Source organism: Glutamicibacter mishrai, from assembly GCF_012221945.1.
Classification (GTDB): domain Bacteria; phylum Actinomycetota; class Actinomycetes; order Actinomycetales; family Micrococcaceae; genus Glutamicibacter; species Glutamicibacter mishrai.
The window spans coordinates 2,785,381-2,807,731 of the sequence record NZ_CP032549.1 but is presented as its reverse complement, the minus strand read 5'-3'; the positions used below and the strand labels follow the sequence as shown (position 1 = coordinate 2,807,731).

Annotated in this window: 21 protein-coding genes; 6 read left to right on the top strand and 15 right to left on the bottom strand. The window is 59.4% G+C overall.

Going from position 1 to position 22,351, the window contains the following annotated elements; genetic code table 11:
- Nucleotides 1-45 precede the first annotated feature (45 nt).
- From D3791_RS13240 to truB, 5 genes are all read right to left on the bottom strand, one after another.
- Nucleotides 46-831 carry a class I SAM-dependent methyltransferase gene (locus D3791_RS13240; RefSeq protein WP_022875935.1) on the bottom strand — a complete coding sequence of 262 codons (786 nt, stop codon included), beginning with the start codon at nt 829-831 and terminating at the stop codon, nt 46-48.
- 5 nt (nt 832-836) lie between these two features.
- Nucleotides 837-1,790 (bottom strand): bifunctional riboflavin kinase/FAD synthetase, encoded by a 954-nt coding sequence (locus D3791_RS13235; RefSeq protein WP_172512481.1) that lies wholly within the window; start codon nt 1,788-1,790, stop codon nt 837-839.
- Nucleotides 1,791-1,852: 62 nt separating this feature from the next.
- The gene (locus D3791_RS13230) at nt 1,853-2,320 is read right to left on the bottom strand and encodes a hypothetical protein (protein ID WP_022875937.1); all 468 of its coding nucleotides are present in this window, start codon (nt 2,318-2,320) and stop codon (nt 1,853-1,855) included.
- Nucleotides 2,321-2,331: 11 nt separating this feature from the next.
- Nucleotides 2,332-2,694 (bottom strand): hypothetical protein, encoded by a 363-nt coding sequence (locus D3791_RS13225; protein ID WP_022875938.1) that lies wholly within the window; start codon nt 2,692-2,694, stop codon nt 2,332-2,334.
- 18 nt (nt 2,695-2,712) lie between these two features.
- Nucleotides 2,713-3,636: a tRNA pseudouridine(55) synthase TruB gene (truB, locus tag D3791_RS13220; protein ID WP_022875939.1), complete on the bottom strand. Its 924-nt coding sequence runs from the start codon at nt 3,634-3,636 to the stop codon at nt 2,713-2,715.
- A gap of 258 nt (nt 3,637-3,894) precedes the next feature.
- On the opposite strand from truB, the gene D3791_RS13215 reads away from it, so the two are divergent.
- From D3791_RS13215 to D3791_RS13200, 4 genes are all read left to right on the top strand, one after another.
- On the top strand, nt 3,895-4,557 hold the full coding sequence (locus D3791_RS13215) for a fasciclin domain-containing protein (protein WP_022875940.1): 663 nt from the start codon (nt 3,895-3,897) through the stop codon (nt 4,555-4,557).
- Nucleotides 4,558-4,726: 169 nt separating this feature from the next.
- Nucleotides 4,727-5,308 (top strand): ECF RNA polymerase sigma factor SigK, encoded by a 582-nt coding sequence (gene sigK, locus D3791_RS13210; RefSeq protein ID WP_035762269.1) that lies wholly within the window; start codon nt 4,727-4,729, stop codon nt 5,306-5,308.
- Complete coding sequence (locus D3791_RS13205; protein WP_172512480.1) at nt 5,308-6,132, top strand: anti-sigma factor; 825 nt, start codon at nt 5,308-5,310, stop codon at nt 6,130-6,132. Before sigK ends, D3791_RS13205 begins: the two co-directional genes overlap by 1 nt.
- 198 nt (nt 6,133-6,330) lie before the next feature.
- The gene (locus tag D3791_RS13200) at nt 6,331-7,815 is read left to right on the top strand and encodes a molybdopterin-dependent oxidoreductase (protein ID WP_172512976.1); all 1,485 of its coding nucleotides are present in this window, start codon (nt 6,331-6,333) and stop codon (nt 7,813-7,815) included.
- 15 nt (nt 7,816-7,830) lie between these two features.
- Here D3791_RS13200 and D3791_RS13195 read toward each other — a convergent pair whose 3' ends face one another.
- The 6 genes from D3791_RS13195 to D3791_RS13170 all read right to left on the bottom strand — a co-directional run bounded on the left by D3791_RS13195 (nt 7,831) and on the right by D3791_RS13170 (nt 14,129).
- Entirely contained in the window at nt 7,831-8,277 is a 447-nt protein-coding gene (locus tag D3791_RS13195) for a YdeI/OmpD-associated family protein (RefSeq protein WP_022875944.1), read from the bottom strand.
- A 188-nt stretch (nt 8,278-8,465) separates the two neighbouring features.
- A complete protein-coding gene (gene rbfA, locus D3791_RS13190) occupies nt 8,466-8,900 on the bottom strand; it encodes a 30S ribosome-binding factor RbfA (RefSeq protein ID WP_022875945.1) in 435 nt (144 codons plus the stop codon).
- A 101-nt stretch (nt 8,901-9,001) separates the two neighbouring features.
- A complete protein-coding gene (gene infB, locus D3791_RS13185; protein ID WP_172512479.1) occupies nt 9,002-11,938 on the bottom strand; it encodes a translation initiation factor IF-2 in 2,937 nt (978 codons plus the stop codon).
- Nucleotides 11,939-12,114: 176 nt separating this feature from the next.
- The gene (locus D3791_RS13180) at nt 12,115-12,435 is read right to left on the bottom strand and encodes a YlxR family protein (protein ID WP_172512478.1); all 321 of its coding nucleotides are present in this window, start codon (nt 12,433-12,435) and stop codon (nt 12,115-12,117) included.
- Nucleotides 12,436-12,576: 141 nt separating this feature from the next.
- A complete protein-coding gene (nusA, locus tag D3791_RS13175; protein ID WP_022875948.1) occupies nt 12,577-13,560 on the bottom strand; it encodes a transcription termination factor NusA in 984 nt (327 codons plus the stop codon).
- Nucleotides 13,561-13,562: 2 nt separating this feature from the next.
- The gene (locus tag D3791_RS13170; protein ID WP_022875949.1) at nt 13,563-14,129 is read right to left on the bottom strand and encodes a ribosome maturation factor RimP; all 567 of its coding nucleotides are present in this window, start codon (nt 14,127-14,129) and stop codon (nt 13,563-13,565) included.
- 174 nt (nt 14,130-14,303) lie between these two features.
- On the opposite strand from D3791_RS13170, the gene D3791_RS13165 reads away from it, so the two are divergent.
- Nucleotides 14,304-15,371 (top strand): hypothetical protein, encoded by a 1,068-nt coding sequence (locus tag D3791_RS13165; RefSeq protein ID WP_172512477.1) that lies wholly within the window; start codon nt 14,304-14,306, stop codon nt 15,369-15,371.
- Nucleotides 15,372-15,836: 465 nt separating this feature from the next.
- Nucleotides 15,837-16,283, top strand: a complete 447-nt coding sequence (locus D3791_RS13160) for a hypothetical protein (protein ID WP_022875951.1) — start codon at nt 15,837-15,839, stop codon at nt 16,281-16,283.
- Between the two features lie 17 nt (nt 16,284-16,300).
- Here the strand turns inward: D3791_RS13160 and D3791_RS13155 are convergent, their stop codons facing one another.
- The 4 genes from D3791_RS13155 to D3791_RS13140 all read right to left on the bottom strand — a co-directional run bounded on the left by D3791_RS13155 (nt 16,301) and on the right by D3791_RS13140 (nt 22,285).
- Nucleotides 16,301-17,092: a sulfite exporter TauE/SafE family protein gene (locus D3791_RS13155; RefSeq protein ID WP_035762328.1), complete on the bottom strand. Its 792-nt coding sequence runs from the start codon at nt 17,090-17,092 to the stop codon at nt 16,301-16,303.
- Between the two features lie 56 nt (nt 17,093-17,148).
- Nucleotides 17,149-18,936, bottom strand: coding sequence for a proline--tRNA ligase (locus tag D3791_RS13150; protein ID WP_022875953.1), 1,788 nt, complete (start codon nt 18,934-18,936; stop codon nt 17,149-17,151).
- Between the two features lie 253 nt (nt 18,937-19,189).
- Entirely contained in the window at nt 19,190-20,980 is a 1,791-nt protein-coding gene (locus D3791_RS13145; RefSeq protein ID WP_172512476.1) for a flavin-containing monooxygenase, read from the bottom strand.
- Between the two features lie 126 nt (nt 20,981-21,106).
- Nucleotides 21,107-22,285, bottom strand: coding sequence for a GAF domain-containing protein (locus D3791_RS13140; protein WP_172512475.1), 1,179 nt, complete (start codon nt 22,283-22,285; stop codon nt 21,107-21,109).
- Nucleotides 22,286-22,351: the final 66 nt, after the last annotated feature.

The following is a 22,351-nucleotide window of genomic DNA, read 5'->3' as shown; positions in this document are numbered from 1 at the left end:
GATACTCGCAACCGCGGACTGCAGCGAGAACCATCGTCAATCATATCACCGTCGGGTACGCCGGCGGGACCTCCAAGCATGGGTGAGATACGGCACCTGCACCTTCTCCGATGGCTCGTGTCCAAGGTGCTCGGTCCAATACCACTGGAGATTCGCTTCGACCTTGGCTTGCGTCGTTGCCGTTGCCTTGCGGTAATAGCTGCGGGATTTGGTCAGTTCAACGATTTCGTCGAAGTCCAGCGGCATGGACCAGTGCCAAATACCGTGTTCTGGCTTCTTGAACTCCGGCCCTAGCGGCGGTTCCAGCTCTGGGCGATGCACGTCGCCCGCGTGCATGATGCGAGCCAGCCGGTGAACCCAGGGAATCGAGACGTCCAATTGGTTCCACAGCAGCGTCAGCCATCCATGGTCACGCAATAACCTGGCGGCTTCTGCGCTTGCCTTGGGATGATCAACCCAGTGCCAGGCCTGTGCGTAGGTCACCAAATCAAAACTGTTCTCGGCCAGACCAGTTGCCTCACCGGAAGCACAGAGCGTTGCTACTTCAGGCAGGCGCTTGGCTAGAACCGAAAGCATGTCTTCGGACGGGTCAACAGCGGTAACGTCCAGGCCGTGCCCCACAAGTTGCTCGGTGAAGATCCCCGAGCCGCAACCGATATCCACTGCCCTGACTGGATGGTTTTGCAGGGTGAAGTCCAAAGCTGCGTCAGGATAGGACGGACGAATCTTGTCATAGCTTTCGGCGCCCGACTGGAACGCAGAAGCCAATTCATCACGTCGTTGCGCGCTGACCACGAAGGCTCGTTGCGGCAGGGAAGGGATATCAGCCATGAATTCTAGTGGCGTTCTGAGGCCAAAACGGTTCGGGCTTGATCTACGTCTTCGGTCATCTGCTCAATCAGTGCTTCGATGCCGCGGTAGGCAACCATGGGGCGTAGGTGTGCGATGAACTCCACCACGATCTGCTGGCCATAGAGGTCAAAGTCTTCTACGCCTTCTTCTGGGCGATCGATCACGTGGGCCTCGACGACTCGTGAAACACCGTCGAAGGTCGGGTTTGACCCCACTGAAATGGCTGCTGGCCAGCGGACCTCGGCCTCATCGATAACCCATCCGGCGTAGACTCCGTCGGCAGGAATGATGCCGGTGGCTTCAGGATCCAGATTGGCCGTAGGGAAACCCAATTCACGTCCGCGGGCGTGGCCATGGACCACTTCTCCACGCATGCGATGAGGCCGGCCAAGGATCGCGGCCGCAGCTTCAACATTGCCCGCGGCCAGTTCTTCGCGAACCCAGGTGGATGACAAACGGCGCTTGTCCCCCACGTCTTCGACGCCAATCACGTCAAAGTTGTACTTCTTGCCCAGTTCTTGCATGAAGCTGAAGTCCCCGGAATTGTTCCGACCGAAGCGCACGTCATGGCCCACGACGACGGCCACCGCATGAAGCTTCTCGACGATGATGGAACGAACAAATTCTTCGGCGCTTTGGTCAGCGAAATCCAGCGTGTAATGGATCATCAATGTTGCGTCCAAGCCGACGCTGGCCAAGGTATCAATCCGGTCGGCGATGCCCATGATCAATTCTGGGGCATTGTCCGGGCGATGCACCAAGGCCGGGTGCGGGTCAAAGGTGATGACCACGGATTGAGCAGAGCGCGCTTTTGCTTGCGTGACCGCGGCATCCAGGACCTCGCAGTGTCCCAAATGCACACCGTCAAAGTTGCCAATGGTCACGACAGTGGGAGCCATATCCGCGGGGACGGCGTCCAAGCCCTTCCAATAGTGCACTGTGCTCCTTTAGAAATTCTTGTGGTGGGCAGAAATCCCACCGAGGCAATTCTTACACGTCTTTAGGCGTGACGCTCACTGCGGTTACGGTACAGCCACCACAATCCGACAATCGGCAGAACCAATGGAATATATCCGTACCCCTGGCCGAAACCGCTCCATACCGATGGGTGGGCAAAGATTTCCGGGTGGGTGAGCGAAAGGATGCCCACGACGATCACACCTACCAGCTCGATGCTGACCGCCCACAAGGACAGCAGCCACGCCTTCGGCTTGGCCGAGGAGAGCGAGAAGGTTGCCAGAAGGTAGATCAAGCCGGAGATCAATGACAGCGTGTATGCCACCGGAGCTTCATCGAACTTACTCAGGATCTGGTACACGCCGCGGACCGTTGCGGCCAACGCCAAGATGCCATACACAGCGATGATGACCCGGCCGAGTCCGGTGGACCGGCTCGGCTTGGGTGATTTGTCGGCGGAGCGTGCTTCAGCTGCCTGAAGGATGCGTGAGTTGCGTGGCTTGTCGCCCATGGCTATGACTCCTAGTGCCAGATCTGTTCCATGCGGAACAGCATGATGAAAGTGACCAATGCCGAAGCGCCGAGTACCGCATTAGACCAGCGGCTCTTTTCGCTGATCGCCCAGAAGAACGCTACCGGCGGCATCACCAACGCGGTAATGAGGTATCCCCAGAATTCCCACGGATCACCCTGCACCGCATTTCCGGATGCCTGCCGGATGGCCGCGGCGATACCGTAGACCACCAGGAAAGCTTCGGTAGCGGCGGCACCGATCAAAGACCAGTCATCGGGGTGCTTGCGAATAACCGTCGCCACGATGGCCACCAGCAATGCCACTGCACAAATCACAGCACCGGCGATAAAAAATCCGTTCAAGGCAAACAACGGCTCGTCCTTTCGGGATTACTTCGCAGTGAATACGAGGGCAGTGCGAGCTTTGTCGCCTTTGTCCTCCAACAACGCCACCAGCACCCCGTTGGGCGCGAACGCCGCGACGGTCTGCCCTGGCTCGATGTCCATGCTCAGGTGGGAAGCGCGAATGGTTCGGCCGAACGAAAGCTCAATGGCTTCATCAACGCTGACGGTTCGGTTTGGGAACAAAGCGGCAGCGGCTTTTTCAATCGGCAGCATGGCGAATTCATCGGCCAGCTGTTCCAGCGTCCGGGTCAGCTCGATCTTGTAGGGGCCAACCTCGGTGCGGCGCAGCGCGGTGAGGTGTCCCCCTACGTCCAGTGCTTCGCCGAGGTCACGTGCCAGGGCACGGATGTATGTTCCGGAAGAGCAGGAGACGGTGACATCAACGTCGAGGATCTTGCCACCGTTTTCGCGGCGGATCTCGTGGATATCAAAGCGAGAAATGGTGACCGGGCGGGACTTGAGTTCTACCTGTTCCCCGGCGCGGACGCGAGCGTAGGAGCGCTTGCCATCAACCTTGATCGCCGAGACTTGGCTTGGCACCTGTTCGATGTCCCCGCGAAGCTTGGCGACTTCGCGCTCGATGTCTTCATCGGTGACGGCTGCGGCGATGCGCTGCGAGATGATCTCGCCTTCGGCATCGTCGGTGACAGTGTTCTGCCCGAGACGGATCGTTGCCGTGTAGGTCTTGTCATGGCCAACGATGTAGGTGAGCAGACGGGTGGCCTTGTTGACCCCGACCACCAAGACGCCGGTGGCCATCGGGTCAAGAGTGCCGGCGTGCCCCACTTTTCGGGTGCCTGCCAGCCTGCGGATGCGCCCGACCACGTCGTGGGAGGTCATTCCCTGATCTTTGTCGACTAGTACCAGGCCCGAGGCCTGCTCTTCAGTGTTCTGCCCGGCTTTACTCACGCCTTCCAGTATATGGCTTAGGCAGAAAATTCACCCGTCTGGCAGTTCAACCGTGGCCGATGCCACGTCGCAGCCCAGATTGTTCCTGCCACGGATTGCAGATGAGTCCTTCCGGGCTCCGCGAATTGGCCGCAGAATAAATTTTTCAAGAGATTCCAATCCGTTGGGCATCCTGCCCCGAATGCTCATTGACAACCTGGTCCGCACAGACAGGAAAAACACCGACGACATCAGTCGCGGCGAATCAAGGAGAAAATCATGAATCGCACATACAGCAAAGTCGCTGGAGCATTCGGGCTCATCGCAGTCGCCGCCATGGGACTGAGCGCCTGCTCGACCGGTTCGGAAACCATGGAATCGCCCACGGCCTCCGCCACGGAGAGCAGCTCGTCCATGGCCAGCGAATCGGCAATGGATCCGGCAAGCAATCTGGTGGGCAGCGGTTGCGCGGCCTATGCAGAAGCAGTGCCAACCGGTGACGGTTCGGTAGCCGGAATGGCCAAGGATCCAGTGGCCGTCGCAGCTTCGAACAATCCGCTGTTGACCACGCTGACTTCCGCAGTTTCCGGAAAGCTGAATGCAGACGTCGACCTCGTCGACACCCTCAACGGCGACGAGTTCACCGTCTTCGCCCCAGTCGACGATGCGTTCGCCGCCATCCCCAAGGATGACCTGGCCGCCGTGGCCAAGGACGCGGACACCCTGACCAGCATCCTGACCTACCATGTGATCCCCGGCCAGATCGCACCGGATGATCTGCCCGGAACCCATGCAACCGTCCAGGGCGAGGATGTGGAAGTCACCGGCAGCGGAGACGACCTCGAAGTCAATGGCGCTTCGGTCATCTGCGGTGGCGTGCAGACGGCCAACGCGACCGTGTACCTGGTGGACACCGTCCTGATGCCACCAGCCAAAAAGTAGCAACGGCGCAATCGCAAGTCCGGTGGCCTGAAGGTGATGCATGGAGTCCAGATCCAGGCATCACCTTCGCTGGTGCAACGGGCCGTTGCTCCCTCATCGGCAACTTTCGCAAAGCGCCACGGAACAGCAGACAGCGAAACAGACACAGATGCGTGAGACTCTAGGATTCATGAGTTCAAATAGACTCGACTCCATGGAAGACGATTCCGTTCAAACGCCGGACGCCCTGATGCAACAGGTCGCGCTGGGACAAGAAGCTGCCTTCGAATCGCTCTACGATGCCATGGCTTCCCGAGTCTTCGGACTCGTGCTGCGGGTGCTTCGCGACAGGGCGCAGAGTGAAGAAGTCACCCAAGAAGTTTTCGTCGAAGCGTGGCAGCAGGCCCGGCGCTTTGATCCGGCCCGCGGCACCGCAGCCTCCTGGCTGCTGACCATTGCCCACCGCCGGGCCGTGGACCGTGTGCGTTCGAGCCAAGCAAGCCAAGCACGGGATTTGCGCGTTGGAATCAAGGACTTCCAAGACAGCTACGATGATGTGGAAGAGAACGCCATCTTGCACGATGAAACCGTGCGCGTCTCCCAGGCACTGCAACGGCTCAGCGCGCCACAGCGAGAGGCCATACACCTGGCCTACTTTGGCGGATACACCCATCTGGAAGTCGCCGAGATGCTGAAAATACCGGTGGGAACCGCCAAAACGCGAATACGCGATGGAATGAGCAAACTTCGAGACCTGATGGGAGTGGCGTAATGGACAAGCATAAGAACGAGCGAACCGACAGCTTCGCCGCGGATGCCCTGGGAGACAAAGAGCGCGAGCAGCTGCTCAACCAGTCTCCGAATTCCGACCAGGCTCGCCAGGAACTCGACGCACTGCAGGAAACTGCCGGGCTGCTTGGCTTGGCGGCACAACCGGTCGCGCCTCCGCCACGGTTGAAGGCCAACATCATGTCCGCCATCCGCACCACCGAGCAGCTGCCTCCCGTTGAGGACCAGGAGCCCACCCTGGACAACTCCCCTGCAGCCGCTCCAGCCACCGAGGCCCCGCGGGAACCTGGTTCCGCTTCAGAACCTCCGGTCCAGCAGGCAGGAACAGGGCGCGGTACGCAGCGCTTCTTTGCCCTGGCCGCCGGTGTGCTGCTACTGGCAGCAGTCGCCTTGGGAGGATTGGCGATCAACCAAACTTCCGAACAGCGCGAGTTGGAGAACAAGATGGCCGCCATGGCCTCGCATGAAGAAGAGCTCACGCGGATTCTGAGCGCCCCTGATGCGAAGTCAAAAACGCAGACCTTGGAGGACGGAGCCCGTATCACTCTTTCCTATTCGGCCGATGAGGGCTTGATGGCTGTTTCCACCTCTGGCATGCCGGCTTTGTCCAGCGACAAGGGCTATGAACTATGGCTGATTTCGGCTGATGGTGCAGTTTCTGCGGGCATGCTCACCGGCCCCGATGCCGATGGCATGATCATGGTTTCAGATCCGATGAAGGACATCACGCATTTCGGGATCACTGTGGAGCCAGCTGCTGGATCCCCTGCCCCGACAACAGATCCCATCATGGTCCAGTCGCTGTGAAGCCGCAAAAACTCTCATAGCCGATTCCAATCCGCATCGAAGGATGTTCCGAATACATGGTGAGTGGTTGTTCCCCTGCGATCGGCAGGGGAACATGGATCGCAACGCATGAGGTGAGTGGCAGTGGACATTTCAACGAAACGCAAAGACAGAGTTCTCGTATTCTACGCGGTGGCTGGATTCTGTTCGGCAGCAGCCATGTTCGCCGTGGCCCAGTTCGCTTCGGCATTTTTTAATAGCGCCTCGTCACCGTTTTTCGCCTTGGGCTCGGCCATCATCGATTTGACTCCCCCGTGGCTCAAGGACTTCGCCATCGCGACCTTCGGCACCAATGACAAGCTGGCGCTGTTCATTTCCATCGCCGTCGTCGCGACGGTCCTCTCCGCGTTGATCGGCCTGCTGGCAAAGCGGAGCTTCGCCCTTGCCTGCACCGCCATCATTGCCTTGGCTGTGGTGATGTCCAGCGCCGTGGCCGCTCGCGCCTCCACCAGCCTGCTCGATATTACCCCTACAGTGCTCGGCGCGGTGGCCGGCATCGGGATTCTTCAGTGGCTCAGCCGACTGATTGCAGCCACGACCCCACGGCCGAGCCAGGATGCTGATGCATCCGGTCCAAGCCGCAGAACCTTCTTGCTCAGCTCGGCCTTGACCCTGGCAGCCGCAGCCATAGCTACCGGAGTGTCCACATCGCTCGCCGCATCGCGCAACATGGCCGATGCTGCCCGCAAGGCCTTACGATTGCCGAGGCCCCGGACCAAGGCCAAGGCCCTGCCCGCGGGGGTTCAGATTGACGACCCGAACATGCCGCAATTCATCACCCCGAACCGGAATTTCTACCGCATCGACACCGCGCTGTCGGTGCCGCAAGTTGACCCGGCGCAGTGGTCCTTGCGCGTTCACGGCATGGTGGAAAACGAATTCACCATGACCTTCGACGAGCTGCTGGACCAGGAGCTCGTGGAAACACATCTGACGCTGACCTGCGTATCGAATCCGGTGGGCGGCGATCTGGTAGGCAATGCCAAGTGGCTTGGCTACCCGCTGCGCCACCTGCTGGAGCGCGCGATTCCGCAGGCCGGCGCCGATATGGTGCTCTCCACTTCCCATGACGGTTTCAGCGCTTCCACCCCGCTGGAAGTGCTGAGCGATGACCGGATGGCCTTGCTGGCGATCGGCATGAACGATGAGCCACTGCCATTCGAGCATGGGTTCCCGGTTCGCATGGTGGTTCCGGGCCTGTACGGCTATGTGTCTGCAACCAAATGGGTGATCGATTTGGAAGTCACCCGGTTCCAAGACAAGGCTGCCTATTGGACCACTCGCGGTTGGTCCGAACGAGGCCCCATCAAGATGTCGTCCCGGATCGATACCCCTCGCCCGTTCGCTAAGGTTCCCGCCGGGGAGGTTGTGTTGGGCGGAACCGCGTGGGCGCAGACCCGCGGGATTTCCCGCGTGCAGGTGCAGATCGATGATGGACCGTGGGAAGACGCCGAACTTGCCGCCGAGGCCTCCTTGGATACGTGGCGGCAGTGGCGCTTCGCATGGAAGGATGCTGCCCCCGGCGCACATTCGGCCACGGTGCGCGCCTACGATGCGCAGGGCCTGCTGCAGACCCGCGAGAAAGCTAACCCAGTGCCCAATGGCGCCAGCGGCTGGCAGCGCCTGCAGTTCACGGTGCAGTAGGCGTCGACCTGCAGCCTATTTGCCGCGAAGCGTCTTGATGACTTTTTCGACCCGGCGCGCCCTGGTGTCCTCGCCGCGGGCTGCCACGATCGGATCTACGTGGCCTCGCTGCTTGCTGTAGGAAAGCTGGTTCCAGGCTTCCAGGAGCTCGGGTTCAGCTGAAAGCAGCACGGCCAGCGGTTGGGGAATTTCCACGGTGCGCGGCTCTTCGTCGAGTTCGAGTTTCACGCTGATTTCATCTCCCGCGCCCTTGCCCGTAGCTGCGCGTGTTTCGGAGTTGAAGGAAATGAGGAACTGCCCGTGCATAGATGAAATGGTGTTCCGGTAGGTGTAGTCCCCGTCAATGCACACGATGACCGGGACACGTTTGCCGCGGCCGAATCCGAGCACGATGCCATCGGGAACCACGATCCCCACGTTGTTTCCGCCGGTTGCGCTCAGTGTTGTGGTGAATTCTGGCATGTGCTGCACCTTTGGTCGGATCCGTCGGTTTCTGATCACGCTATCCCACCATCTGCCCGGCGACCAGCCTTCGGCAGGGATTCGCGCTTCGCTGTGAGGGTAATCGAGGCCAACGCACAACGCCCCGGCTAGCACGCAATGCGTGCCATCCGGGGCGTTGCTCCAGGCAGAGTGAAGCTCAGAAGCCCCTAGGCTTCTTCAGCGTCCTCGTCCTTCTTGTACGGGTCCTGGTCTCCAGCGAAGTCCTTGCCTTCGCGCAGAGCTGCAACCTCGGCGTCCTTCTCGCGGGCCTTGGCCAGCAATTCCTCAAGGTGCGAGGCACCTTCAGGGATCTCGTCGGCTACGAAGGCCAGCGTCGGGGTCAGGCGGATGGTCAGGTTGCGGCCCAATTCCTTGCGCAGCGCACCGCCGCGCTTTTCTAGCATTTCGGCGATGTCCTTCTTCATCTGGTCATCGCCAAAGACGGTGTAGTACACGGTGGCGTGCTGCAGGTCGTTGGTGACGCGGGCGTCGGTCACGGTGACGTTGTCGATGCGCTCATCCTTGATGACGTTGCGCAGCGACTGGGCCATGAGGACCTGCACGCGCTTGGCTAGGCGTGCGGCGCGGGCTGAATCAGCCATGGTTTTCTCCTAATGGTTCAAAACTCGTGGGCGCTTGACCAAAGCTTATCGGTCAAACGCCCACGAATCAGTGAGTCACACTGCTAATTGCTGGTGAGCAATTAGTCGCGTGGCTTTTCGCGCATCTCGAAGGTCTCGATGATGTCGCCTTCCTTAATGTCGTTGAACGACCCCAGGCCGATACCGCATTCGAAGCCTTCGCGGACCTCGGTGACGTCGTCCTTTTCGCGGCGCAGCGAGTCGATCGACAGGTTGTCGCCCACCACGTTGCCATCGCGTACCAGGCGTGCCTTGGAATTACGCTTGATGGTGCCCGAGCGGATGATCGAACCGGCAATGTTGCCGAACTTCGAGGAACGGAAGACCATGCGGATCTCGGCGGTACCGAGGGCCACTTCTTCGTATTCCGGCTTGAGCATGCCCTTGAGCGCTGCTTCGATGTCGTCGATAGCGGAGTAGATGACCGAGTAGAAGCGCATATCCACGCCTTCTTTGTCAGCCAGTTCAGACACGCGCTCGGCTGGGCGGACATTGAAGCCAATGATGATGGCATTGTCCACGGTAGCCAGGTTGACGTCGTTCTGGGTGATAGCACCAACACCGCGGTGGATCACGCGCAGCTGAACGTCGTCGCCAACCTCGATCTTCATCAGCGAGTCTTCCAGTGCTTCAACAGCACCCGAAGCGTCACCCTTCAGGATCAGGTTCAAGGTATCGATCTTGCCGTCTGCAACAGCCTTATCGAAGTCTTCCAGCGTGATGCGCTTGCGACGCTTGGCCAGCAGGGCGTTGCGCTCTGCGGTTTCGCGCTTGTCAGCGATCTGGCGAGCAGTGCGCTCGTCTTCGGTGATCAGGAAGCCGTCGCCGGCGCGAGGCACCGAGGACATGCCCAAGACCTGGACCGGACGCGATGGCAGTGCCACGTCGAGGTTCTCGCCGTTTTCGTTGAACATTGCACGCACGCGGCCGTGGGCGGTGCCCACAACCATGGTGTCGCCGACGCACAAGGTACCAGACTGGACCAGGACGGTGACAACCGAACCGCGGCCCTTATCCAGGTTCGCTTCAATGGCTACACCACGAGCGGACTTGTCCGGGTTGGCCTTCAGTTCCAGGACATCGGAAGTCAGCAGGACGGCGTCGAGCAGCTCGTCGATACCCTGCTTCTGCAGTGCCGAAACCTTCACGAACATGGTGTCGCCACCGTATTCTTCAGGAACCAGACCGTATTCGGTGAGCTGCCCCATGACCTTGTCCGGGTTGGCGCCTTCCTTATCGATCTTGTTCACTGCGACGATGATCGGCACGCCGGCAGCCTGTGCGTGGTTCAGTGCTTCCACGGTCTGTGGCATGACGCCATCATCCGCAGCGACAACCAGAACGGCGACGTCGGTGACCTCGGCACCACGAGCACGCATGGCGGTGAACGCCTCGTGGCCCGGGGTATCGATGAAGGTCATCGCGCGATCGCGGCCTTCATGCTGGTGGTTGATCTGGTATGCACCGATGTGCTGGGTGATGCCGCCGTGTTCGCCCTCAATGACGTTGGACTTGCGGATGGCATCAAGCAGACGGGTCTTACCGTGGTCAACGTGGCCCATGATGGTGATGACTGGGGCGCGCTCTTCAAGCACGTCTTCGCCTTCAGCTTCGAGCTCAGCGTCCAGGTCGAGGCCGAAGCCTTCGAGCAGTTCCTTGTCCTCGTCCTCTGGGGAGACAACCAGGACCTTGTAGCCCAGCTCTTCGCCGAGTACTTCGAAGGTTGCCTCATCCAGCGACTGGGTGGCCGTAGCCATTTCGCCGAGGTGGAACAGCACGGTGACCAGTGCGGCCGGGTTTGCGCCGATCTTGTCAGCGAAGTCGGTGATCGAAGCACCACGGCGCAGACGGATCTCGGTGTCACCGGTGCCGCGTGGAACATTCACGCCACCCAATGACGGAACGCTCATCTGCTCCAATTCCTGGCGCTTTGCGCGCTTGGACTTGCGCTGCTTGCCGCGACCGGCGCCTCCCTTGCCGAAAGCACCGCCAACGCCACCGCGGCCACGTGGTGCACCTGGGCGGAAGCCGCCACCGGTACCGCCACCGTTGCCGCCGCCTGGGCGACCGCGTCCGCCGCCACCGGCACCTGGACGTCCGCCGCCTGCTGGGGCTGGACGATCGGTGCGGTTAGGCATCATGCGTGGGGTTGCAGTGGTTCCTGCACCTGCGCCTGGACGTGGACCGCCGGCGCCTGCGCCAGCTGGGCGTGGGCCACCCTGGCCGGCAGGACGTGGACCGCCCTGGCCTGCTGGGCGTGGGCTACGCTGGCCGTCGCGTGCTGGGCGTGGACCGCCCTGGCCGTCGCGTGGTGGACGTGGACCGCCCTGGCCGCCCTGGCCGCCTGGACGTGGGCCGCGCTGGCCATCGCGTGATGGACGTGGGCCACCCTGGCCGCCTTCGCCGCGCATTCCCTGCTGGGACGAGAACGGGCTGTTCCCTGGACGTGGACCACCTGGGCGTGGAGCGCCCGGACGTGGTGCACGGTTGCCGTCGCGGTTCTGGCCACGTCGTTCGCCGGAGTCAGTCGAACGCATGCCCTGCTGGGAGGAGAACGGGTTGTTGCCTGGGCGTGGTGCCCCTGGCTTCGGGCCTGGCTTGCTGCCTGGCTTTGGTGCAGCACCTGGCAACGGAGCACCTGGGGTTGCCTTTGGAGCTGGCGTTGCAGGGGCCGCTGGAGCAGCCGGTGCCGGAGCGGCGGCGGCTGGCTTAGCGGCAGGCTTGGAGCCTGGCTTTGCTGCGGAGCTTGCGCCCGGGGTCGAAGCTGGCTTGGAAGCCGGCTTTGGTGCGCCCGGGGTTGCTGGCTTTGCGGCTGCTGGCTTGGCAGCAGCTGAATTGTTCGAACCTGGGAAGGCATCGCGCAGCTTGCGCGCTACTGGAGGCTCAACGGTCGAGGATGCCGAGCGAACGAATTCGCCCATGTCCTGCAATTTGGTTAGTGCTTCTTTTGAAGTGATTCCGAGCTCTTTCGCGAGCTCGTGAACGCGGGGTTTAGCCACATCTCTCCTGTAGTGATGTGATCTGCTCAAACCCCGGGTCCAAAGAAAAATCTTTAATACAGGAGGTCTGGCAAATCAGCTGTGTAATTCGTGAAATTCTTCCGTCGCACGGTGGATCACGCAGAACTGATAATTCATCGTTGTGCGCTCAACATTGCCGACTCATCGGGTTGCCATCAGATTTCTGACCCGCTTTCATCATGTTTGCCAGATTGCTGGCGTGCTGCCAGCTGATCTTCGTATGCGGTAAATTCCTGCACTACCTGCGAATCGTCCACAGCAGACCGGAAGGTCCGCGCGAACGCCTTGCGCTGCACAGCTTGCCGCACACACTTTTCTGTTCCGTGGGTCCAGGTTCCCCGCCCTGAGGCGGAACCCTTCAGATCCAGGCTCACCACACGCAGTGGTGCGCCGTCTTTGAGGACCCAGCGGAGTAACTCGTTTTTACCGGTGACAGTTCGACAGCCAATGCACGTTCGTTGCTGATGCAGCTTCATGCGAGCGCCGTCGCCACCTTCCCTAGTTATACGAGCCATCTACTAGTCTAGCGCGTTTAGCAGCCATAGCGCGCATGAGTTCTGGCTCACACAGCGCCATGGCTACCTGGCGTCAACCTAGCTTTTCTTGGTGCAACGGGTTTAGAGCTGTGGCTCCTTGCCACCGGATGCAGCCAAGATGTCAATGCGCCAGCCGGTCAGCTTGGCGGCCAGGCGGGCGTTCTGCCCTTCCTTACCGATAGCCAGCGACAGCTGGGAGTCAGGAACCACCACGCGGGCACGGCGTTCTGCTTCATCCAGGATCTCGACCGAGACCACCTTGGATGGCGACAAGGCCGCGGCGATGAACTTCGCTGGATCCTCGTTGTAGTCGACGATGTCGATCTTCTCGTCGTTCAGTTCGTTCATCACGGCGCGCACGCGGGTGCCCATTTCGCCGATGCAGGCGCCCTTGGCGTTCACTCCAGGCTTGGTGGCGCGCACGGCGATCTTGGTGCGGTGGCCGGCTTCGCGAGCCAGCGCTTCGACCACAACGGTGCCGTCTGCGATTTCCGGAACTTCCATCTCGAAGAGCAGGCGAACCATGCCCGGGTGCGAACGCGACAGGGTCACTGCCGGACCCTTGTTGCCGCGCTCTGCGGAAACCACAAAGGCGCGCAGGCGGTTGCCGTGGATGTACTTCTCGCCTGGGGACTGCTCGACAGGAGGCAGCAGCGCTTCAAGATCGCCGATCTTCACCTGCACCATATGCGCGGAGTAGCCCTGCTGGATGACACCGGAAATCAGGGTGCCAACACGTGCGGAGTATTCGCCGACGACCTGTGCGTCTTCGGCTTCGCGCAAGCGCTGCATGATGACCTGGCGTGCGGTCGAGGCGGCAATGCGGCCAAAACCGTGCGGGGTGTCGTCGAATTCGCCGAGCAGCACGCCAGCGTTGTCACGATCCTCAACCAAGATGGCTACGTGGCCGGTGCTGCGCTCAATGTGAGCACGAGCCCCTGGCATGGCGCCTTCGGTCTTGTTGTAAGCCAGCAGCAGTGCCGACTCGATGGTCGGGATCAAAACATCCATGGGGATGTCGCGGTCTTTTTCCAGAATACGCAGAGCGTTGAGATCGATATCCACGCCTAGCCCTCCAAATCTTCAGAATCAACGGTGTCTAATAGTGCGTCATCGAAGTTCAGTTCTGGATCGACAACAGCTTTACGGATATTTTCAAAAGTGTGCAGGGCAGGGTCAAGGACCTTGGTTTTCATGCCTTTTTTGGCCGGCTCGCGGTGCTCGGCAACCAGGACATCATCGTCGTTGACTTCAAGCAGGCGTCCGCGCAGCTTGGTTCCGTCGCCGAGGGAGATCTTGACCATGCGGTTCAAGGCTCGCACCCAGTGGCGCTGTGCGGTCAGCGGGCGGGAAAGACCTGGGGAGCTCACTTCGAGCTCATATGGGTCCGCCGATGCGTAAGCGGCATCCTTGTCCAAGGCATTTGAGATGGTGGTGGTAACTTCACCGAGTTCATCAAGAGTCACCGAATCGTGGCCGTCGGCTTTGTCGACGATGATCTGGACGATCATCTGCTTGCCGGAGGGGCGCAAAGTCACTTCTTCTAAGAGAAGCCCGTGGGATTCTACTTCCTTGGAAAGCAATGCAGTCAGTCGCTGCGCTTCCTGTTCGGTATCGGCCGGCATTCCGGTCATGGATATCCTCCCACGCTATTCGATGTTGTCCTTTAAGCCTATAGTGCGTTTCGCTCGTTGAGAACTGCCAAACCGTCTCAGGTGAAGGAACTCACGCACTTTTTCTCCCCATGGTGTCGCGCAACACGGCCATTGCCCGAAAACATGGGTCAATCATGGCATGATCGAATCGCTATGACTGAAAATTCTCCCCGATTTCCCAGCCGCAAGAAGACTCCTTCACGCCGAGCACCGGGCTGGATTGCCCCTGCCCTGGCAGGCGTGGTTGCCGTTGCAGTGACGTGGGGAATTGGCAGCACCGTTTTTCATGGCGCGCTGGTGGATCATGGCCTGCCGGAACAAGTCAAGGACGCATCAGACGACGAACGCACCCTGTGGGTCCAAGGAGCTGAACTTGCCGACCTGGCGGCGCGAGCCAACAAATTAGCCGAGCTGACTGGCGGCGTCGAGTCCGAAGCACTGGCGAACCTGGGGGCATCGCTTTCCCAAGGCGCAGCCTTGCTCGGAGAGCTGCAATTTGAGGAAGACTCCCCACCGCAGGTTCCTTCAAACTACACCCCTGAACTAGCGGCAACCTTGTTGCAGGACGTCGCGAATTTCTCCGCTTCGATGCCCGCATTGGAAGAGCCGACTTTAGAACGCAACCAGTTGCTCTCCGAAATAGCGTTCCAAGTGAATCTTGATGCTCTCGATGCTTCGGAATCATTGGATGAGAAAAACGTCCCGGAACTTGCCAAGCCGCTGAGCGAAACAACCCAGGATGAGAATTCCCAGCCGGTCAGTTGCCTGCCTTCTGACGATCTTCTCAATCCTTCCACCCCGGTGGGAGAAGCCAAGGACCTTGAATCGGTAACTGTGGCACGCGCCTTGGACCGCGGATACGCTTTGGATTTTGCCCTTCAATTGCAGGCGGCTCGTGGTGCGACAGCTCAGGTGGACGGGATTGAAGACCAGCGCACCGCGTTGGGGAAGCAGCTTCAGACGTTGCGTTCGGTGATCGATACCCAATGCTCCGATCTGCGCCAGCCAGCCTACGCCCTGCCGGACAAGGGGTTGGATAACCTCGACAAGGTTGCGGCTGATGCGCGCACTGACTTCGATGAAGCCCTCGTTCTTGCAGCCGGAAACTCAGATGGCAACGCCAGAACCACCATCGCCAATGTGGCGTTTAACGCTCTGCGCGATGAATCGACTGGAAGTCCGGACCACCGCATCCTGGAAACAGGTACAGGCGTGAACTGATCCTGCGTTTGAACAGGATTTCATGCCCGCTTACCCGTGGCGACTGTATTACAAAATAATCACAACGGTATTTTTTGCTTCAATGATCAATGATTGCTTCAGATGAATTCCAATGCTGATCACAACTGGATTCACGGCCTGATATCAGGTCGCCACTCACCCTCCATTTGACCCGTTTTCATTCCATAACAGCAAGTCAATTATTGTTTTCTTCGCATACATCGAACTTTATTGCATATCAAATATTCTCGGGCAATACAGATTCATACTGAATGTCGGAATAATGGGAATTTGCTCCTGACAATCACGCTCTCGCAATTCATCGAATTAACGGCTATGGTGAAAAGAAGAGCCGAAGGTTCGCGATTTGACCCCCGCATTAACCGGGGAGAAATAGTCCGCATCTGGGGCGCTTACATGGGGATCCAGACACTCGTTACAACTGCGTACACAGGAGAATGGATAATGCCAGGTCGATTTGTACGATCCAAAATAGCGGAATTAGTCAGCGAAATCATCAGCTCAAGGCAGGGCCGCGCGCAGCTCAGCTCCCACGGATGGGCGCAGGGCATGCCTATTGTCATCGCGCAACCAGACGAACAGCTCAGTGACGTGATGTCTCTGGTCGCCGCGCATCAGCCACCCGTCCTGGTAGCCACCACCGACCCAGCCAACGGCGATCTGTGGTTCATGTACGTATCCATCGGGTGCACTGCTCTTCAGGTTGTTGAACCGCTGCCACAGGACACCAGCATCGGCGAGCTGTACCGCACGGCATCTCGTGGAAGTTTCTTGACCTTCCGCATTGATCAGATGCCTGCCAGCTCGGTAGTGCACGCTATCGCACCTCAGCAGGTCAAGCATCACACTGGCTACACCACGGTGGAAGCTTCCAGCGCACGTACCGTCTAGCTGCACATCCTGCCGGTCTACTCGCCGGCAAAAATCATGTCTGAGCCAAGCTTGATGATCAGCGCGCTGACAACAACGACGAAGACGATGCGGATAAAAGCGCTGCCCTTGGAGATCGCCATGCGCGCTCCGAGATAGCCGCCGATCATGTTCATCACGCCCATGGCCAAGCCCAAGCCGACCAATACATGGCCGGTCGGGACGAACAGCAGCAAGGCACCGAGATTCGTGCAGAGATTGACGATCTTGGCTTTCGCCGAGGACTGCAAGAAGTTGTACCCGAGTACCGTCACCATGGCGATGATCAGGAACGATCCAGTGCCGGGACCGACCATGCCGTCATAACCGCCGATAACCAGGCCGATCATGATGGCCCGCAAGTAATGCTGGTGGCCGGTGTAGCGCAGACGAGAGAGCTCGCCTGCCTTTGGCTTGAAAATAGTGAAGAGCAGGACCGCGATCAGTGCAGCGATGATGATCGGCTTGATTGCTTCCGAGGGAAGCACCGTCGCCAAAGCGGCTCCGCCGAAGGCGCCAATCAAGGCCGTCAGCGCCATCGGAATCGCGGTTTTCAAATCCGGGCTGGTCCGCCGGTAATACGTGATCGCACTGGTCGTGGTGCCGAAGATCGACCCCAGCTTGTTGGTAGCCAGCGCTTGCACCGGGGTGATTCCCGGAAAAAGAAGCAGCGCGGGCAATTGAATCAGTCCCCCGCCTCCAACAACCGCGTCGATCCATCCTGCACCCAGGGCTGCCAGCAAAAGCAAGGCCAAGGGCCAGAAGGAAACGGGTTCGCCGTTGACGGACAGGAATTCCAGAATCTCTTGCACCGCGCTACTCCCCTATTTAATTATTTTTGAAGTTCTCAGGCGGTCAACTCGGCAACCACATCGTCGACCTTCACATCGCGACGTTCACCGGTAGCACGGTCCTTCACTTCAACAACTCCATCAGCCAGGCCACGGCCCACGACAACAATCGTCGGAATGCCGATCAATTCAGCGTCGGAGAACTTCACGCCAGCCGAAAGCTTCGGACGGTCGTCGAGGATGACTTCCTGCCCGGCAGCTTCGAGCTCGGCAGCCAGCTTCTCAGCAGCCTCAAGCATCTCGGCGCCCTTGCCGGTGACGACAATGTGGACGTCGGCTGGGGCAATCTGCTTTGGCCAAACCAGGCCATTTTCATCGTGGTAGGCCTCTGCCAGGGCAGCGACAGCTCGGGTGACTCCGATGCCGTAGGAGCCCATGGTGACAACCTGCAGCTTGCCATTCTGGTCAAGCACCCGCAGATCCAGGGCTTCCGCGTACTTGCGGCCGAGCTGGAAGATGTGTCCCATTTCGATGCCGCGTTCGGTACGAAGGGGGCCCGAACCGTCCGGAGCTGGATCGCCTTCAAGGACGTTGACGGCTTCGATGGTGCCATCGAACGCGAAGTCGCGACCGGCCACCAGGCCGAAAACGTGCTTGCCGTGCTCGTTGGCGCCGGTGATCCAGGTGCTGCCGGAAACGACGCGAGGATCTACCAGGTAGGTGATGGCACCTTCGGTGTCCTTGCCCAGAAGCTGCTTATCCAGTCCAAGGGCTGGGCCGAGGTAGCCGGTGACGATCTCCGGGTGGCTCTTGAGGTCTTCTGCGTTTGCCTGCTCAACAGCTACTTCACCGTTGATGCCCAGCGCAACGCCGATGGTGGCTTCAAGTCGCTTTTCGTCTACCTGACGGTCGCCTGGCACACCGAGGACGACCAGGTGGCGGTTGCCTTCTGGGTCGGTGATGGCCAGTACGACATTCTTCAGGGTGTCCTTGGCTTCCCAGGCGCGGTCCTCGCGTGGGCGCAGTTCGTTGGCAGCCGCGACCAAGGTGTCGATGGTTGGGGTGTTAGGGGTCTCGACGACCTCGAAGGCAGGTGCATCGGTGTAGTCGATGTCTTCAGGCACCACCGTGGTGACAGCTTCAACGTTGGCTGCGTAGCCGCCTGGCGAGCGGACGAAGGTATCCTCGCCGATAGCGGTCGGGTGCAAGAACTCTTCGGACTTCGAGCCACCCATGGCACCAGCCTGCGCGAAGACCGGAACAACCTCAAGGCCGAGGCGCTCGAAGATCTTCAGGTAGGCGCCGCGGTGAGCCATGTAGGCCTCATCCAGGCCAGCGTCATCGATATTGAAGGAATAGGAATCCTTCATGATGAATTCGCGGCCGCGCAGCAGACCAGCGCGTGGACGGGCTTCGTCACGGTACTTGTTCTGGATCTGGTACAGGTAGACCGGAAGGTCCTTGTAGGAGTTGTACAGATCCTTGACCAGGAGGGTGAACATTTCCTCGTGGGTTGGCGCTAGCAGGTAGTCGGCGTCCTTGCGATCCTTCAGACGGAACAGGCCCTCGCCGTACTCGGTCCAACGACCGGTCTGCTCGTAAGGCTCGCGTGGCAGCAATGCAGGGAAATGCACTTCTTGGCCGCCGATTGCGTTCATTTCTTCGCGCACAATAGCTTCAACGCGCGCAAGGACCTTCAAACCCAGCGGCAACCAGGTGTAGATGCCCGGGGCTGCACGGCGGATATAACCGGCGCGTACCAACAGCTTGTGGCTGGCGACTTCGGCGTCAACCGGATCTTCGCGCAAGGTGCGCAAGAAGGTAGTGGAAAGCTTCAAAACCACTCGGGGGCGTCCTATTCCGTCCGTCGATATCCGAAAGGGATTTTCGGTGTCGACTAGCTATGCAAAATCAAAAGGGTTTTTGGCCGTAAAGTCGACCGATTCCAATGCTACCGCTTCGGGCCACTTCCCAATAAATTCAAGGGCTATGAGCTATCCCGTGTTGCGAGAAGAGCCGCCGAAAAGCAGAGCCGGGAAGATCCATGAAACAGATCTTCCCGGCCCATTACGGATTGATCGCCACACTACCGCCTTTTCAGGACTGATGGTAGGTCTGTGCGAGAGCGTAGACCGGCGTCGGCAATCCTTCGTAGCGCGCTTTCAATTGCAGCCCCAGATACTTCGAATAGTGCCGTGACTGGTGCAGGTTTCCACCATGGAACCATAAATTCTTGACCTTCGTCGGCTTCCACATATTGCGCAACTCGCCCTGCCACGGCCCAGGATCCTTGGCAGTTTCAGAACCCAATCCCCAGCATTTGCCCACAGCGTCGGCGACTTCCTGCGAGATGAGCTTGGCGGCCCAGCCGTTCATCGAACCGTAGCCAGTTGCGTAGACGACTGCGTCGGCAGGCAGTTCGGTGCCATCCGCCAAGACCACCGAGGATTCAGTCAGATGCGAGACCTCGCCCTTCGCCAGGGCGATGGATCCGTCAGCAACCAGCTCGCTGGCGCCAATATTGATGTAGTAGCCGGATCCACGGCGCAGGTACTTGAGGAACAACCCGGAGTCGTCGTCGCCGAAGTCCAGATCAAATCCGGCATCTTCCAACGACTTGTAGAACTCTGCATCCAGTTCTCGGATCTTGGCAAAGGCCGGCTTATGGAATTCAGGCAGGACCTTGTATGGGATGGAGGCAAAGATCAGATCAGCTTTATTGTGATCGATCCCAGCCGCCAGGGCTTCCTCGGAGTACAGGCCGCCAAGTACATGCTTCATCAACGATTCGGACCGCACAATATGCGTGCTCGAGCGCTGGACCATCGTGGGATGGGCTCCGTTTTGCACCAGGTCCGCACAGATATCATGGGCCGAATTGTTGGCCCCGATCACCACAACATTCTTCCCCGCGTAGTGTTCTCCTCCCGGATGTGTCGAGGAGTGGTTTTGTTCGCCCTCGAAAACATCCGCGCCAGGATACTTTGGAATATTCGGGATTCCGGACATGCCCGTTGCCAGCACCAATTGAGTTGGCCGCAGGGTCAACGGCACGCCGTCGCGGAGGACCTCGACAACCCACCCCTCGCCTTCGGGATCCTGGCGCGCGCTGGTTGCTTCAGTCAGGGACCAGTAGTCCAGCTCCATGAGTTTGGTGTAGCTTTCAAGCCAGTCCCCCATCTTGTCCTTCGGCGTAAAGACCGGCCAGTGGTCGGGGAAGTCGATATAAGGCATATGGTCGTACCAAACCGGATCGTGCAGCGCAAGGGAATGATAACGTGAACGCCATTGATCTCCGGGGCGAGGGTGCTTGTCGATAACCAGAGCTGGGACACCCATGCGCTTGAGACGCGCAGCTAGCCCAATTCCGCCTTGGCCGCCGCCAATGATCAACGTGTAGGGCTGCTCCGTAATGCCCAAGGACTGCTGCTGGGCGAGGCGGCGATCCAGCCAGTTTTCCCTGCTCATGGATGATCCGTGTTCTGCTCCCATTTCACGGAGCTTCCCGGCTGGTTCAGGGAACTGTCGCAGCGACTGCGCCGTGCTGAGCAACGTCCAGCACAGACCTTCACGCAAGCGGAAAAGCCCCAAGCCTTGGATCGCATCATTCTCGAAGCTGTACCAGGCCTCAATGACCCCGTCGACTTCGCTGGCGCTGGTGACCTTGATGCTGCGGGGCCATGCTCCGCGGTCTACACCGAGAAGCATCTTGCCGATGTCTTCGCGTCCCTCGCTGGTGTGTATATTCCAAGTCAAGGCCGTCAGATCGCGCCAGTAGGAATCTTCGCCGAACAGTTGCGTGACCTTCTGAATATCCCCTTTTTGCAGGGCTTGCTCCAGAGCATCGCCCCACTCCTGGGCTTGGGTCAGTGCGTCGTTGCTTGACATACTCATCACTTCATTTCATCGAAAGACCGGGGAATTCTGCGGTCGTGTTGCCGCCTTGAAGTAAGAATATGATCTGGGTCACAAAAGAAAACCGTTGCAAAAGGTTGCAGTGAAAAGGCCAGTTGTTCAGAGCCCCGAGTTGCGGACTATCGGCGCAACGAGCCGGTAGGGTCGCGAAGCGATGACCCCCGGCAATTTTGCGCGCAGACGGGACAGCTCAGCTCGAATTGTCACTTGAGGCGTCGACGCCGGCCACAAGGACTTGAGCTGCTCGGCCCCAAGGCCCAATGGATGCTTGGCGAGCATGTTAACGATTTGCCAGTGTTTTTCGCTGAGGCTGATCTGTGTCGACCCCTCATGAGAGTGCACGATCACCTGGCGCAATGTTTCGGAACTCATTTCGAGCCTAAGTTGGTGTTGGGTTTTCGTGAAAATCCATCCACCAGCAGCCTGCCGTGCGTCCACAGCACCCAGGCCAGCAATCCAGAAGTGCCCCTCCTCCAGTCCAACAGGCAGATTGATATGGCCGCCGACGCTGTATCCGCGACTTGCCGCCACCAGCCCCTGTGGATCGGTCAAGATGAACTCGCCATCTGGCAGTTCATTAGTAAGCTCCAAGCGTTGCAACTTCAAAGAATGTTGAGCTTGCAACGCCGCTTCAGCTTCGTGCGCCACTGAAGAAACCAAGGCCAGGGAGTGAGGATGTGCGGTGCGAAATGAGCCAGCCAGCGTGATCGTGCCTACCAAAGACGCTGTCGCCCGATTCAACACAGGGGCTGAGGTGCATACCCATGAGTGTTGTTCCTCGCGCGCGTGCTCCGGACCGAAAATTTGCACCGGTACCTTCTCAGCCATGGCAGCACCGATGCCATTGGTACCCACGTCGCTTTCGCGCCAACGTGCCCCTGAGACAAACCCGATCCCGTCACTGCGCCTTCGGACGGTCGAAGGTCCTAGAACCCACAGTACGTAGCCCTGGCCATCAGAAATCACGAGTTGGTTGCCGGCTTGGGTCGCCAGCGACAGCAGCCGTTCCTTGAACAGGCCTACTAGGCTCGTGAGCTCTTCATTGGACTCGCGCAAGTCGCGTATCGCCATCGCATCAAGCGGGACGATGTCTTTTTCTAGCGCTCCAGCACGAGACCACGAGCGCGCAACTACGGGCCGGACGACCTCCGGAATACGTGTGCCCTCAGCCCATCTCTGATGCAGGGCCTTGAGGCTTCGCGCTTTGGCCGCTGGATCTTCTCCAGCAGCCAATGCCGCCTGGATCAGCGTCTGGGGGCCACGATACTCCACAGTCATTTATCGAGAATGCCACGAGGAGACCGTAGTTGGGAAGCATTCGACGGGCATTAATGAACGAACGGC